A 15394-nucleotide genomic window follows, 5' to 3' on the forward strand; every position below is an offset into this window, starting at 1 on the left:
CTAAAGGGCGCAGGGAACATTTCTCTGTGCTCTTTTTGTGAATGCATATGGGTGTGAAATATTAGGAGGATCAAATGAAGAAACTGATAAAAAACGGTACAATCGTATTGGAAGACAAAGTCATTCAGGGGGATTTGCTGATTGAGGATGAAGTCATTGCGGCAATCGGACAGGATCTGGAGGCAGATGGCGGACAGGTCATTGACGCATCCGGAATGGTGGTACTGCCGGGCGGAATTGATGTGCACACACATTTTAATATTGATGTGGGTATACGATCTGTAGATGATTTTAGTACAGGAACAATTGCTGCAGCATTTGGCGGTACGACAACAATTGTGGATCATATGGGATTTGGTCCGAAAGGATGTAATCTGCATCACCAGCTAGGCGTCTATAAGGGTTATACCAATGGCAAATGTGTGACAGATTATGGTATTCACGGTGTGTTCCAGGATATTAATGAAGATATTCTGAAAGAAACAGAAGTGATGATGGAAGATGGCGTTTCCAGCTTTAAAATGTACCTGACATATGATTATAAACTGGAAGATGCCGATGCATTGAAAGTATTGCAGAAGCTGAAAGAAATCGGAGGCATCACTACCGTTCATTGTGAAAATGATGCCATCATCCATTATCTTCGGGACAAATTTGTTTCCGAGGGTAAGAAAGAGGCAAAATATCATCCGCAGTCCAGACCGCCGTATTGTGAGGTAGAAGCGGTAGACCGTATGATTGCATTGGCCAAAGCAGCCGGAAAGGCACCGCTTTATATTGTGCATGTCTCTGCAAAAGAGAGCGTTGATCTCATCAGAGAAGCGAGAAAAGAAGGAGATACTGTTTTTGGAGAAACATGTCCGCAGTATCTTGTGTTGGATGAAAGCCGTTATGATGACCCTGAAGAAGGGCTGAAATTTATCTTAAGTCCGCCGCTTCGTGCCAAGGAACATCAGGCAGCTATCTGGGAAGGCATCAAAGACGGTACTTTGCAGGTAATTGCAACGGATCATTGCAGCTTTGATTATCATGGTGATAAGCAGAATGGCAAAGATGATTTTACAAAATGCCCGAATGGTGCACCCGGGGTTGAGACCAGAATGCCGATTGTCTTTTCTGAGGGAGTATCCAAAGGAAGAATGAGCCTGAATAAGTTTGCTGCTGTTACAAGTACAAATCCAGCTAAAATATTCGGTATGTATCCGAAGAAAGGTGTTCTGGCCGTCGGCAGTGATGCGGATATTGTTCTGATGAATCCGGATATGGAAGTAACGATCACAAAGAATATTCTGCATGAAAATGTTGATTATACGCCGTATGAAGGCATCAAAGTTAAAGGATGGCCTGTGATGACAATGGTGCGCGGACAGGTTGTTGTTGAAAATGAAAGGCTGCAGGTTCCTCTTGGATTTGGCCGTTATATTTACAGAAAACCGGTTCAATATACGGAATTGCTAAAATAAAGGCCGGAACTTTTCAGAAATTGTAACTGTTCAGAGCCAAGCAAAATTTCAAAAAACAGGTATGAAATGCTTGCATTTTTAAGGCTGTTTTTGAAATTTTATTTGGCGGATACGCCACACCGACGAAATGCGTAGCATTTTGGAGGTTAGCTCTGAACAGTTAGCAGAAATTATAGAAGGATTAGAGCTACCGATGAATCATCAGTGGGCGCCAAGTGCAGTAATGGAGATATAAAAATGACAGATAAAAAGAAAAAAACGATTTATATAAGTGGACATAAAAATCCTGATACGGATTCGATCTGTTCAGCAATGGCATTGGCAGATCTCAAGAATAAGATCGCTGAGAAACAGATGATGGAGGAAATATCCGGTCAGGTCGTTTATCAAGCGGTTCGTGCCGGACATTTGAATCAGGAAACAAGGTATGTGATGAAGGCATTTGATGTAACTGCACCAACTTATATGAGAGATGCACGGACACAGATCAAAGATATTTTTGACAACAAAACAGAGAGTGTCAGCGGCAATATTTCCCTCAGACAGGCATGGAAGACCATGCGTGCAGTCAAAAAGGCAACATTGGCTATCACAGATAAAGAGGGCCATCTGGAGGGACTGATTTCAACAGGCGATATTGCAAAATCTTATATGGCTGTTTTTGATAATTGTATTTTGGCTCAGGCTCGTACACCTTATGAGAATATTATTGATACTGTTGAAGGCGAATTGCTGGCAGGAAATGCCGATCAGCATGTAACATCCGGGAAGGTCGTCATTTCCACTGCCAATACAGAGATTATCAGGGCACATATTGATGAGGGTGATGTGGTGATTCTCGGGAATCGTTATGAAGCCCAGCTTTGTGCATTGGAACAGCATGCCTCAGTGATTATCGTGTGCGATGGTGCCCCTGTTTCACGTACAATTCGAAAAATTGCAGGAGACAATGATTGTGCAGTCATTAGCACGGCGTATGATACATATGCTGTAGCAAGACTGATCAATCAGAGCCTGCCTGTTTCTTACTTTATGACAAAAGATAATCTGGTTGTATTCAAGGAAAACAGCTATGTTGATGATATCAAAGATATCATGATGAAAGAGCGTATTCGAGATTTCCCTGTGGTGACAGAAGACGATTGTTATGCAGGAATGATATCAAGACGAAATCTCATCGATATGAACAAGAAACAGTTTATCCTGGTGGATCACAATGAGGCAGATCAGGCAATCAATGGCATTGAAGAGACTGAGATTGTGGAAATTGTAGATCACCATAAACTGGGAACGATAGAGACTATTAAACCGGTGAATGTGAGAAACCAGCCGGTGGGATGCACAGCAACCATTATTTATCAGATGTATATCGAAAATGATATAAAGATTTCAAAGACTATTGCAGGTTTGTTATGTTCAGCTATTATATCCGATACATTACTATTCCGTTCACCGACATGCACGCCCTTGGATAAACTGGCAGCCGGGAAACTGGCTGAGATTGCCGGAGTGGATCTGGAAGCCCATGCGGTGGCCATGTTTGATGCCGGAAGTGACCTGAAATCAAAATCCGATGAGGAAATTCTATATCAGGATTTTAAGAAGTTCAAATCAGGAGATACAACATTTGGTGTCGGTCAGGTTACATCCATGAATGTGGAAGAACTGAAGAAACTGAAAGACAAGATGAAGCCGTTTCTTGAGAGTGCCCGTACAAAGGAGAATATGGATATGCTGTTTCTGCTTTTAACAGATATTCTCAGTGAGAATTCATATGTGATCTATGCAGGTGCAGAAGCCGAGAATATTCTTTCTCAGGGCTTTAATCAGACACCGGTGGACGGTGAAGCACTTCTTGAGGGTGTTGTATCACGAAAGAAACAGTTTGTGCCTGTCATGATGGGCATGCTGATGGCATAGGGGGAAGTGAAAATGAGCAAGGAAAAAGAAATATTTGTAATAGGTCACAAGAATCCGGATACAGACTCCATCTGCTCAGCGATTGCCTATGCATACTTCAAGAATCAGCTAAGCGGAAAGAATTGTTACAGAGCAAAACGTGCCGGTGAAGTGAATACAGAAACGCAGTATGTGTTGGATAAGTTCGGGATGGATGCACCGGAATATGTGGATAACGTCAGAAATCAGGTCAAAGACAGTGGATTAAAGGAGGCTGAACGGGTTTCAAGAGATATGTCAGTAAAAAAGGCATGGGAACTTCTCAGTAGTAAGAGAGAGTCCACATTAACGGTTGTCAATGACAATGATGGCCTGGAAGGCCTGATGACAATCGGGGATATTGCCAAATCCATTATGGATGTGTCCGGCGGAAGAGCATTAGCTGATGCGAAGACTTCATACAGTAACATTGTTGAAACACTGAAAGCGGAAGTGCTGGCCGGTGATATTGAGAATAAGACAGCGACAGGAAAGGTTATTGTTGCAGCAGCCAATCCTGACCTCATGGAGGAATCTATTGAGGCTGGTGATATGGTGATTATGGGTGATCGTTATGAATCGCAGCTTTGTGCGATTGAGATGCAGGCGGCATGTCTGATCATCAGTATCGGATGTGAGGTATCACCATCTATTTTGCAGCTGGCAGAAGAAAAAAACTGCATCATTCTTCGTACAGCCTATGATACATTTATCACTGCCAGACTTTTGAACCAGAGTATTCCAATCGGTTATTTTATGATCAGGAATAATCTGACTTATTTCAGAACGGACGATTATACAGAAGATATCAGAGGCATTATGGCAAAAATGCGTTACAGAGATTATCCGGTTCTTGACAGTGAGGGAAGACTGGTGGGTATGATGACACGTCACAGTCTTCTTGAAATGGATAAAAAGAAAGTCATTCTGGTAGACCACAATGAAATCGGTCAGGCAGTGGATGGTCTGCATGAGGCAGAAATTGAGGAAATCATTGATCATCACAAGCTTGGCTTTGTGGAAACTATTCGTCCGATCATGTTCAGAAATCAGCCGGTGGGCTGCACCGCGACGATCATATACATGATGTTTAAGGAAAATAAGATAGAGATACCGGAGAAAATAGCCGGTCTGATGTGTTCAGCGATTATTTCCGATACTCTTTTGTATCGTTCCCCAACTTGTACTGCCATTGATAAAATTGCTGCGGAAGAATTGGCGGCGATTGCAGGGATAGAGACAGAAGCACATGCGAAAGCGATGTTCACAGCAGGAAGTAATCTCAGCCAGAAGACATCAGAAGAGATTTTATATCAGGATTTCAAGAAGTTTAAATCCGGTGATATTTCTTATGGTGTCGGTCAGATCAGTTCCATGGATCATGATGAGCTAGCGGGAATTATCGACAGAATGACAGAATTTATGGAGAAAGTACGTCCTGAGACGGGCTTGAATATGCTGTTCTTTATGCTGACAGACATTTTGGAGGAATCAACGATGCTGCTTTGTGTGGGACCGGATGCACTTTCAAAGGTAGCTGAGTACAGCGGATGCCCAGTTCAGGGCAATGTGGTGATGATGGAAGGTGTTGTTTCGCGTAAGAAGCAGGTTGTACCTACATTGATGCAGGCCTTCCAGTCCTGATCAAAATGCATCGCCGAACCTAGATAGATACAACAGAAAGGTAAAAAAATGAGTAAACAATTATGGAAACCGGGAAATATGCTGTATCCTTTACCGGCTGTTTTGGTGTCCTGCGGAGACAAAGAAGGCAATTACAATGTATTGACAGTTGCCTGGACAGGAACCATTTGTTCAGATCCGGCGATGGTCTATATATCTGTAAGAAAAAACAGATATTCTCACCATATGCTGGAGGAGACAGGAGAATTTTATATTAATCTGACCACAGAAGCTTTGGCTTTTGCAACAGACTACTGCGGTGTGAAATCCGGTAAGGATCTGAATAAATTTGAAGAGATGCATCTGACAGCGGAGATGGGAATGCTTACATGGGCACCAATGATCAAAGAAAGTCCGGTATGTATTGCCTGTGAAGTTGTGAGGATAGAGGAACTAGGCAGTCATGATATGTTTATCGCCAATGTCAAAGGTGTTTATGCGGATGAAGCCTATATGGATGAGAAAGGCAAGTTTGAACTGGTGAAGGCAAAGCCAATCGTCTATTCACATGGACAATATTATGGGTTGGGCTGTTATATCGGCAAATTCGGATATTCCGTACAGAAAAAGCCTGCGAAGGTGAAAAAAGCGACAGCGCATAAGGCAAAGCCCAAAAGTAAAAAAGCATGATCGATTACAGAAAGAAAACAATTACCAAAGGGCAGCAGCAATTAAGATGCGGTTATACAACGGGAACTTGTGCAGCAGCCGCAGCTAAAGCGGCTGCAGTCGCATTGCTTACCGGGGAAATCTACAGAGATGTTGCAATATGCCTTCCGGGCGGAGAGAATATTCTGCTTGAAACAGAAACTCTGGAACATCAGAAAAATTGTGTAAAATGCGGCGTGATCAAGGATGCCGGTGATGATCCGGATATTACGAATGGCCTGATGATCTGTGCTGCTGTAGAAAAAAATACCTCAGGAGAAATTTGTATAGACGGCGGAGAAGGGGTCGGTCGTGTGACACAACCGGGACTTGATCAGCCTGTTGGTGCGGCGGCAATTAATTCAGTTCCGAGAAAAATGATACAGGAGGCGGTGGAATCTGTATGTCGGCAGTATCATTATACAGAGGGACTTATGGTTACGATTTCCATTCCAAAAGGCAGGGAAACAGCGGAAAAAACGTTAAATCCCATGTTGGGGATCGTTGGCGGACTTTCTGTTTTGGGGACAACAGGCATCGTTGAACCGATGAGTGAAAAAGCATTGATCGATACGATCGCGGTGGATATCCGTCGGCATCGGGCGCAGGGAGAAGATATTCTTGTCATGGCACCGGGCAATTATGGTTTGGATTATCTGAAAGCTGCTTGTGACATTCACTCGGAGCAGGTTATAAAAATCAGCAATTTTGTCGGAGACAGTATTGATCTGGCTGTTTGCGAAGGTGCGTCAGGCATTGTTCTGGCGGGCCATATCGGCAAATTGATCAAAGTTGCCGGCGGCATTATGAATACCCATTCTCATCAGGCGGATGCCAGGATGGAGATTCTGACAGCCTATGCGGCAGTGGCAGGGGCTGACGGAGAGACTTTGCGCCTGGTGATGAAGGCGGTGACAACAGATGCTGGTATGGAAATTTTACAGAGGTGTGGTTTGCTGTCAGAGACAATGCAGTTGATTCTTGGAAAAATCCAGGCACATGTACAAAAGAGAGCGGGAAGCCGGGTTGAAACCGGGATTATTATTTTTTCCAATGTCTATGGATTACTGGGGCAAACAGAGAATGTACCGACTATGCTGGCAGAACTCGCCGGAAAGACTTGAAATTGAATGAAATGCATGAGGAGGAAATGAGATGGTGAGCGGCTGTCTGTACAGTATAGGTGTGGGTCCGGGGGATCCGGAATTGATGACATTAAAAGCGGTTCATACAATCAGCAAATGTCCTGTTTTGGTTTTGCCGGCGGAGAGCCGCCAAAAGTGTGTGGCTTATCAGATCGCAAGACAGATTTTGCCGGAAATAGATGAAAAGGAAGCCGTCTGTCTTGTTATGCCGATGACAAAAGACAAAGAAAAACTGGAAAGGAACCATGAAGAAGGAGCCGTGAAAGTGGCACAGATACTGGAAGAGGGACGGGATGCGGCCTTCTTGACAATCGGTGATCCTACGGTTTATGCCACATCAATGTATATTCATCAGCGGGTGGCACAGATGGGATATCAGACACAGATTATCAGTGGGGTTCCTTCTTTTTGTGCTGCTGCAGCAAAACTGGGTGTTTCTCTGGGAGAAAAGCAGGAGCAGATACATGTTATACCAGCCAGCTACGATATTGAAATGGCGATGCAGCTTTCCGGGACTAAGATCCTTATGAAGGCAGGAAAGAAGATGCCCTTTGTCAAGCAGTGTGTAAAAAAGCATCAGGGGTGGGCTGCAATGGTGGAAAACTGCGGTATGCCGGATGAACATGTGTGGATAAATCCGGATAGTATGCCGGATCAGCCGGGATATTATACGCTTGTGATTGCAAAAGATGGGAGAGGTGAAGAAAAATGATACATTTTGTGGGAGCCGGTCCCGGAGCACCGGACTTGATAACAGTCAGAGGACAGAAGCTCCTTCAGGAGGCGGATGTGATTATTTATGCGGGTTCGCTGGTCAATCCTGCATTGCTGGATGCCAAAAAGGCAGATTGTGCGGTTTATAACAGTGCACATATGACTTTAGAGGAAGTTCTGGATGTAATGAAGAAGGCTGAAGCAGCCGGCAAAATGACAGTTCGCCTGCACACGGGAGATCCGTGTCTTTATGGTGCCATTCGTGAGCAGATGGATGCTTTGAAACAGATGGATATTGTATATGATATATGTCCCGGGGTCAGTGCCTTCTGTGGTGCTGCATCAGCATTGGAACTGGAATATACATTGCCGGGAGTATCACAGACCGTTATTATCAGTCGGACAGCTGGAAGGACACCGGTACCGGAGAAGGAATCGATTCCTGAGCTGGCAAAGCATCAGGCGACGATGGTGCTTTTTTTAAGTACAGGTCATCTTCCGAAGCTTCAGAAGGAATTGCTTGAGGGTGGATACGCAGCGGATACACCGGCAGCAATCTGCTACAAAGCAACATGGCCGGAGGAAAAAAGATTCCTCTGTACAGTTGGTACGCTGGCAGAAACAGCAGAGCGGGAGAAAATCATGAGTACCGCATTGATTATTGTCGGAAATATCATCGGAGAGCAATATGACCGCTCCCTTTTGTATGATCCTTCTTTTACAACCGCATTCCGTGATGCATCAGAATAGTTATGAAAATAGCAGTTATTAGTTTTACGCAGAATGGGAATATCTGCAATCGGCAAATTACAGCCGCTTTGAAAAAGGAAGGACATGATGCAGAGGAATTTACGGCGCTTCGTCGGAGAAGTCCTACAGTGCTCGATGATATGCCGGAAACAGGCAAAAGGGCGGCAGATCCAACTGAATTGACAGTCGTTTCAAATCGTGTTTCAGAATGGACAAAGGCGGCGTTTAACCAATATGATGCCCTGGTGTTTGTGGGTGCGGCGGCTATTGCAGTGCGCAGTATTGCACCATGTGTCAGGGACAAACTGACTGATCCGGCAGTTCTTGTGGTAGATGAGAAAGGTCAGTATGTGGTTCCGATACTTTCCGGGCATGTAGGAGGAGCCAATGGATTGGCCAGACAGTTAGCTGCAGACTTGCAGGCACTGCCCGTGATCACAACAGCCACAGATATTCAAGGGCTGTTTGCAGTGGACGTATTTGCAGTGAAGAACCGGTTGATCTTAACAGACAGAGTCAAGGCAAAAAAGATATCTGCCGCCATTCTCGAGCATGAGTGCCAGCAGGTGTATATAGATGGATTGATGGCATATGACGGCAAACTTCCGAAATATCTGGGTATAACCAAGGATATAGAAAAAGCAGATATTCTGATTGATTATCATCTCCTGCAACCTGATATGAAAGGACTCTGTCTGCTTCCGGAGGGGATGATTTGGATGGGTATCGGGTGCCGGAAAGGGACGGAAGCTGCCAAAATTAAAGCGGCAATCAATCATTTTATCCAGGAACATGAGATAGACAAAAGGGCAATTGCAGGACTGGCCTCCATAGATGTAAAAGCCAATGAACAGGGAATTTTAGAAGTGTGCCGGGAAAACAACTGGCCATTTGTAACATTTACGGCAGAAAGGCTGCGTGCACAGGAAGGTAATTTTACAGCCTCTGATTTTGTAAAAAGTAAAGTTGGTGTGGATAACGTCTGTGAGCGGGCAGCGCTTTGTGCGGCCGGCGATATGATTCATGAAGAAAAGCGTGAATTGGGACAAAATCGTCTGAGTCAACCGTGGAAAGCTGAGCTTTTGGTCAAAAAAGAAATTATGCCCGGCATTACCCTGGCAGCGGCAGGGGCGGGCAGGAGGTTAAAATTTGAGTAAATTATATGTAGTAGGAATCGGTCCGGGTGGATATGAGCAGATGACGATTCGTGCGGCAAAGGTTCTGGAAAAATGTGATATCATTGTAGGGTATACGGTTTATGTGGATCTGATCGCGGATCATTTTGCCGGCAAAGAAATGCTGACAACGCCGATGCGCCAGGAAGAAAAACGCTGCAGAATGGCTTTTGAAGAAGTCATGAAAGGCAAGGATACAGCCATGATCTGTTCCGGTGATGCCGGTGTATATGGCATGTCGGGTCTGATTTATGAGATCAGTCAGGATTATCCGGGAGTTGACATAGAGATTGTCAGCGGAGTAACGGCAGCCCTGAGTGGGGGTGCTGTTCTTGGTGCACCGCTGATGCACGACTTTGCGGTCATCAGTCTCAGTGATCTGATGACACCGTGGGAATTGATCCAGAAGCGCCTGGCAGCTGCAGCAAGTGCTGATATGGCTATCTGTCTTTATAATCCTTCCAGCAAAAAGAGAAAGGATTATCTGAATAAGGCTTGTCAGATTGTCATGCAGTATGCTTCTCCTGCAACTGTCTGCGGTATTGTCAGACAGATTGGAAGAGACGGAGAATTTTTTGAGGTCATGACGCTTCAGCAATTGGCAGAGTATGAGGCAGATATGTTTACAACAGTATTTATCGGCAACACTACAACCAAAGTCATCAATGGCAGAATGGTGACGCCAAGAGGCTATAAACTGAGTGAATAGCGGTAATCGGAGGGATTGACACATAATATCGGCAATTTTGTGTTCCGAGAATTGTTTTCCGGCATAGTCATCATTATAGAGGATTTTGACCGCAAATAGATCCAGTGTCTGAAACTGATTCCAGAAAGCCTCCACATCGAAGGTGTAGGAAGGACAGGACCAGAGTCTGTCATAATTGGGACAGGCTTTGCAGTATTCAGTGAAAGTGGGAATATCGATATATCTTTTTTTATAATCACTGACAGCGATGGATGTTGTGTAGGATTCGGTTGTGTACATGGCTGATTCCTCCTTTTTATCTATCATACCTTAAAAAGTGAAGAATGTATAGGATACTTTTGGTTAAGATGCCTATTTCACTTTTGAAAGCGGTAGGTTATACTATCACGAGATAAACGTAAATAAACAGTTACAATAATTGTTAAAACAATAGAAGATAAAGATACATACAATGAAGGAGATTCTTTGAAGATGGAAAAAGCTAAAGTTTATTTTACTGATTTCAGAACACAGGCTTATGGTGACGGTTTAACAACAAAACTGCAGAAAATGCTGAAAAAAGCAGGTATTGAGCAGTTGGACATGGACGGCAAGTTTGTAGCCATTAAAATGCATTTTGGTGAATTGGGCAATTTGAGCTTTCTTCGACCGAATTATGCCAGGGCAGTGGCTGATCTGGTGAAATCTTTGGGCGGCAAGCCGTTTTTGACAGACTGTAATACCATGTATCCGGGAAGCAGAAAGAATGCCCTTGAACATATGGAATGTGCATGGCAGAACGGCTTTACACCGCTGACAGTAGGATGTCCGATCATTATTGCTGACGGTCTTAAAGGCACGGATGATATTGATGTACCGGTAGAAGGCGGAGAATATGTCAAAGCAGCCAAGATCGGACGTGCGGTGATGGATGCGGATGTCTTTATCAGTCTGACACATTTCAAGGGACATGAAGCAACAGGATTTGGCGGTACGATCAAGAATATCGGTATGGGCTGCGGTTCAAGAGCAGGAAAGACGGAGCAGCACAGCAACGGTATACCGACAATTTCATCACGCAGATGTGTAGGTTGTAAGCGCTGTCAGAAGGAATGTGCCAACGGCGGACTTGTATTCGATGCAGAAACAAAGAAAATGACTGTAGATACAGAGCATTGTGTAGGCTGTAGCAGATGCCTCGGCGCATGTAATTTTGATGCCATTACATTCAGAAACAGCAATGCCAATGCTATTTTGAACTGTAAGATGGCAGAATATACGAAGGCTGTTATTGACGGAAGACCGAATTTCCATATTTCTCTGGTGATTGATGTTTCACCAAACTGTGATTGCCATGGAGAAAATGATGTACCGATTCTGCCGAATATCGGTATGTTTGCTTCTTTTGACCCGCTGGCCCTTGACCAGGCCTGCGTAGATGCCTGTCTGAAGGCAGAGCCGATGCCGAATAGCCAGCTTTCGGATAACATGAGCCGACCGGATTTTGTGGATCATCATGATCATTTCACTAATTCTACACCGGAATCAGAATGGCAGTCATGTTTGGAACATGCAGATAAGATCGGCCTCGGAAGCAGAGATTATGAGCTGATTGTCTGTTAATAGTCACAGAGATGATAAGTTTTTCGGAATTCCAGCCGGCGTATGCTGACTGGAATTTTGTGTGGGTTTTATTATGGATATTTAAATGAACTTCAGGGAGGATAAAGATGAGCAGAAATGCTACAAAAGATTTAACAACGGGTTCGCCGATGAAGCTGATTCTTGGTTTCGGCATTCCGCTTTTGTTTGGTATGCTGTTTCAGCAGTTTTACAATATGATGGACACGATCATTGTCGGAAAGTTTCTGGGTGTCAGCGCCCTGGCATCTGTTGGAGCTACCGGGTCTATTAATTTTATGATCATTGGTTTCTGTATGGGGGTCTGCAATGGTTTTGCTATTCCTGTGGCCCAGCGTTTTGGTGCCAGGGATGAGCATGGTATGCGAAAGTTCGTTGCCAACAGTGTCTGGCTGTCCATCATATTTGCAGTGGTTATGGCTGTATTGGTCTGTGTTTTCTGTCGCCAGATCCTTGAACTGATGAACACGCCGGAGGATATTATTGACGGTTCCTACAGCTATATATTTGTTATTTTTCTCGGTATACCGGCAACCTATATGTATAACCTCCTTTCAGGCATTATGCGTTCACTGGGAGACAGCAAGACACCGCTGTATCTGCTGATCTTTTCATCAATCCTGAATATTATACTGGATTTGCTGTCGATTATCGTTCTGAAAATGGGCGTGGCCGGTGCTGCATGGGCGACAGTAATTGCACAGGCCATATCAGGTTTTTGCTGTCTGGGTGTTATCTGGAAGAAATTTCCGATTCTGCATGTTCAGAGAGAGGAATGGCAGCCGGATAAACTTTGCATACTGAATTTGTGCAACATGGGCATTCCTATGGGACTGCAGTATTCCATTACAGCCATCGGAAGTGTCATTATCCAGGCGGCAGTGAATTCATTGGGGTCTGCGGCAGTCGCTTCTGTGGCAGCGGCAGTCAAGATCAATATGTTCCTGTGCTGCCCGTATGATGCGATGGGTTCTACCATGGCGACCTATGCGGGGCAGAATGTAGGAGCCGGCAAGTTTGACCGACTGAAGCAGGGAGAAAAATCCTGTACGCTGCTGGGACTTGTTTATGGTATTGCAGCCTTTATATTTATTCTGCTTTTTGGTAAATATCTGACATTACTTTTTGTGGATGCCAGTGAGGAGGTCATTATCAGTCAGGCACGTCTTTTCCTGCTGTGTAACTCTGCGTTCTATTTCCCATTAGCATTGGTGAATATTTTCAGATTTACCATACAGGGCATGGGATTCAGCCGTCTGGCTATTCTTGCAGGCGTGTGTGAGATGATTGGCCGAACAGTAGTAGCCTTTGTGTTTGTACCAATTTTCGGATATCCGGCAGTTTGTTTTGCCAGTCCGGTGGCATGGATATTGGCGGATTGTTTCCTTGTACCAGCTTTCTTTTTCTGTGTGCGCAGTCTGGAAAAGCGGGCGGCATTGGAAGATAGACAGGCGGTATTGGAAGATAAGCAGGAGGATAAAAATTGAAAAAGATATTAATGATTGCAACAGGCGGTACGATTGCGTCAAAAGGAACAGCAGACGGTCTGGCACCGGAGCTGACATCTCAGGATATTTTGCATTACATTCCGTCGTTGAAGGACATCTGTGAAGTGGAAACACTGCAGTTGTGTAATCTGGACAGCACTAACATTTCCATGGAACATTGGATGATGATGGCCAATGCGATTGAAGAAAAATATGAAAAATACGACGGCTTTGTGATCTGCCACGGTACAGATACCATGGCTTATACGGCTTCGGCTTTATCTTATCTGGTGCAGCATTCACCAAAACCGATTGTCCTGACCGGTTCACAGAAACCTGTGGATATGGAGATTACGGATGCAAGGGCCAATCTTCTGGATAGTTTTATCTATGCATCCTCAGATGATGCCTGCGGTGTTCAGATTGTCTTTTCCGGAAAAGTTATTCTGGGAACAAGAGCCAGAAAAGTCCGGACAAAGAGTTTTCAGGCTTTTACAAGTATTAATTATCCAAGTCTTGCAGTGATTCAGGATGGCCGTAAGATTCAGTATATCCATCAGGTAAAAGCTGCAACTGCGGAATTTTACCACAAAATGGACCAAAAAGTCGGACTGCTGAAGCTGATTCCGGGGATTGACGGGGACTATCTGAGGTATTTCCTTGAACGTAATGATGCCATTATTATTGAGAGTTTCGGTGTGGGCGGTCTGCCAATGGGTGAGCGTTATCATTTCGGTGAGGCGATTGAGTGGGGCATCAATCAGGGTAAGACCATTGTTATGACAACACAGGTGCCGAATGAGGGCAGTGACATGACCATTTATCAGGTGGGACATCACCTGAAGCAGTACGACAGTGTGTTGGAAGCTTATGATATGACAACAGAGGCTGTGGTCACGAAGCTGATGTGGATTCTGGGGCAGACAAGGGAGCCTGCGGGAATACGGAGATTGTTTTATACCACTGTTGCGCAGGACATTCTGTACAATGAAAGCAGATAGAAAAATGCAGCATGACTTTATTTGAAAAAATAATAGGAATGCTGTATTTTTATTGTTTCAAAATCAAAGTTCGCTTATAGTAATATTATCAGGATTTCTGCTATATTAGCTACAATAACTAAAGAAAAGATTCAAGATAAAATGCGACACCATCTTCGTTATTAGAACGGGTGACAGCCGAAGCGGCTTTTAGGAGATTGGATGTCGCGTTTTGCATTGCGACACCGCATCCGGCATAAGATAAAAGCTCGATGTCGTTATCACTGTCTCCAAAGGCCATAACTTGTTTCGGGGTAATATGAAACTGCGCAGCCAGCGCATGCAGGGCAGAGGCTTTGCTGACAGAGCCGGAGGCCATTTCTATGTAATAGCTTTCAGAGGATGTGATGTAGAGATTCGAGATTTGGGATAAGGCAGTGATCAGCTGCTGTTTCTTCGGCATATCAGGAACAATCATATCAATGCCTTCGATTTCGTTACAATGTTTCATCATAAAGTCCGGCATATCAGAAATCGGGGTGCGGGTTGTTTGGACATAATGATTCATTCGTTCGGGAACGCCGAAATCAGTTGGACAATCGTAATAAGCCTGCATCGTATAAGCATGACCGCCGATAAAAACTTCAAAGGGGAAATGTGTATCCTGCATAATGGCAAGGACGCTCATTACGACACCGGGTTTCATATCATTGGCATAAATTCTGCGGCTGTCCGGCAGTTCAAAAATACTGGATCCGTTGGAAGTAATGATATATTTTAATCCGCGAATGTTCAGAATATCCTCCGGAATGGCGGATAATGCACGTCCGCTGGCAATGACAACGAGAATGCCTTTTGAAAGTGCTTTTTCTAATATTTTTTTTGTATAAGGGCTCACTTTTCCCTGACTGTTCAAAGTGGTCCCGTCTAAATCCAGAGCAATTAATCGTAAATCCATAATATTTATTTCTCCGCAATCATTTTAAAATTCTATTTATTTCATTATAATTGAATCCCGGTTTTAAAACAAGTGCATACCTCCCCCATTCTTCACATATGATTAAAAAGTAGTCAGCGATTTG

Annotated in this window: 13 protein-coding genes; 12 read left to right on the top strand and 1 reads right to left on the bottom strand. The window is 44.2% G+C overall.

From position 1 onward, the window contains the following. Positions 1 to 74: 74 nt before the first annotated feature. The 12 genes from hydA (at position 75) to HED67_RS05160 (ending at position 14333) form a co-directional block, all read left to right on the top strand. A complete protein-coding gene (hydA, locus tag HED67_RS05105; protein WP_178441539.1) occupies positions 75 to 1463 on the top strand; it encodes a dihydropyrimidinase in 1389 nt (462 codons plus the stop codon). A gap of 237 nt (positions 1464 to 1700) precedes the next feature. Next, a complete protein-coding gene (locus HED67_RS05110) occupies positions 1701 to 3383 on the top strand; it encodes a putative manganese-dependent inorganic diphosphatase (protein WP_221717716.1) in 1683 nt (560 codons plus the stop codon). 12 nt (positions 3384 to 3395) lie between these two features. After that, the gene (locus tag HED67_RS05115) at positions 3396 to 5045 is read left to right on the top strand and encodes a putative manganese-dependent inorganic diphosphatase (RefSeq protein WP_221717717.1); all 1650 of its coding nucleotides are present in this window, start codon (positions 3396 to 3398) and stop codon (positions 5043 to 5045) included. Between the two features lie 48 nt (positions 5046 to 5093). Beyond that, positions 5094 to 5714, top strand: a complete 621-nt coding sequence (locus HED67_RS05120) for a flavin reductase family protein (protein WP_178441536.1) — start codon at positions 5094 to 5096, stop codon at positions 5712 to 5714. After that, the gene (cbiD, locus tag HED67_RS05125; RefSeq protein ID WP_221717718.1) at positions 5711 to 6856 is read left to right on the top strand and encodes a cobalt-precorrin-5B (C(1))-methyltransferase CbiD; all 1146 of its coding nucleotides are present in this window, start codon (positions 5711 to 5713) and stop codon (positions 6854 to 6856) included. Before HED67_RS05120 ends, cbiD begins: the two co-directional genes overlap by 4 nt. Positions 6857 to 6887: 31 nt before the next feature. After that, the gene (gene cobI, locus HED67_RS05130) at positions 6888 to 7589 is read left to right on the top strand and encodes a precorrin-2 C(20)-methyltransferase (RefSeq protein ID WP_178441534.1); all 702 of its coding nucleotides are present in this window, start codon (positions 6888 to 6890) and stop codon (positions 7587 to 7589) included. Beyond that, positions 7586 to 8341: a precorrin-4 C(11)-methyltransferase gene (cobM, locus tag HED67_RS05135; protein WP_178441533.1), complete on the top strand. Its 756-nt coding sequence runs from the start codon at positions 7586 to 7588 to the stop codon at positions 8339 to 8341. The genes cobI and cobM overlap by 4 nt, the downstream gene beginning before the upstream one ends. 2 nt (positions 8342 to 8343) lie before the next feature. Next, entirely contained in the window at positions 8344 to 9498 is a 1155-nt protein-coding gene (locus HED67_RS05140; protein ID WP_221717719.1) for a cobalt-precorrin 5A hydrolase, read from the top strand. Beyond that, positions 9491 to 10225: a precorrin-3B C(17)-methyltransferase gene (gene cobJ / locus HED67_RS05145; RefSeq protein WP_178441531.1), complete on the top strand. Its 735-nt coding sequence runs from the start codon at positions 9491 to 9493 to the stop codon at positions 10223 to 10225. Before HED67_RS05140 ends, cobJ begins: the two co-directional genes overlap by 8 nt. Before the next feature lie 471 nt (positions 10226 to 10696). Beyond that, positions 10697 to 11827: a DUF362 domain-containing protein gene (locus HED67_RS05150; protein ID WP_178441530.1), complete on the top strand. Its 1131-nt coding sequence runs from the start codon at positions 10697 to 10699 to the stop codon at positions 11825 to 11827. A gap of 107 nt (positions 11828 to 11934) precedes the next feature. Next, positions 11935 to 13332 carry an MATE family efflux transporter gene (locus tag HED67_RS05155; protein WP_221717720.1) on the top strand — a complete coding sequence of 466 codons (1398 nt, stop codon included), beginning with the start codon at positions 11935 to 11937 and terminating at the stop codon, positions 13330 to 13332. Next, positions 13329 to 14333 (top strand): asparaginase, encoded by a 1005-nt coding sequence (locus tag HED67_RS05160; RefSeq protein WP_221717721.1) that lies wholly within the window; start codon positions 13329 to 13331, stop codon positions 14331 to 14333. The genes HED67_RS05155 and HED67_RS05160 overlap by 4 nt, the downstream gene beginning before the upstream one ends. A gap of 118 nt (positions 14334 to 14451) precedes the next feature. Here HED67_RS05160 and HED67_RS05165 read toward each other — a convergent pair whose 3' ends face one another. Then, positions 14452 to 15270 (bottom strand): Cof-type HAD-IIB family hydrolase, encoded by an 819-nt coding sequence (locus HED67_RS05165; RefSeq protein WP_117539951.1) that lies wholly within the window; start codon positions 15268 to 15270, stop codon positions 14452 to 14454. Positions 15271 to 15394 lie beyond the last annotated feature (124 nt).

Origin of the sequence: Pseudocoprococcus catus, from assembly GCF_019734885.1 — a bacterium.
Taxonomy (GTDB): Bacteria; Bacillota; Clostridia; order Lachnospirales; family Lachnospiraceae; genus Coprococcus_A; species Coprococcus_A catus.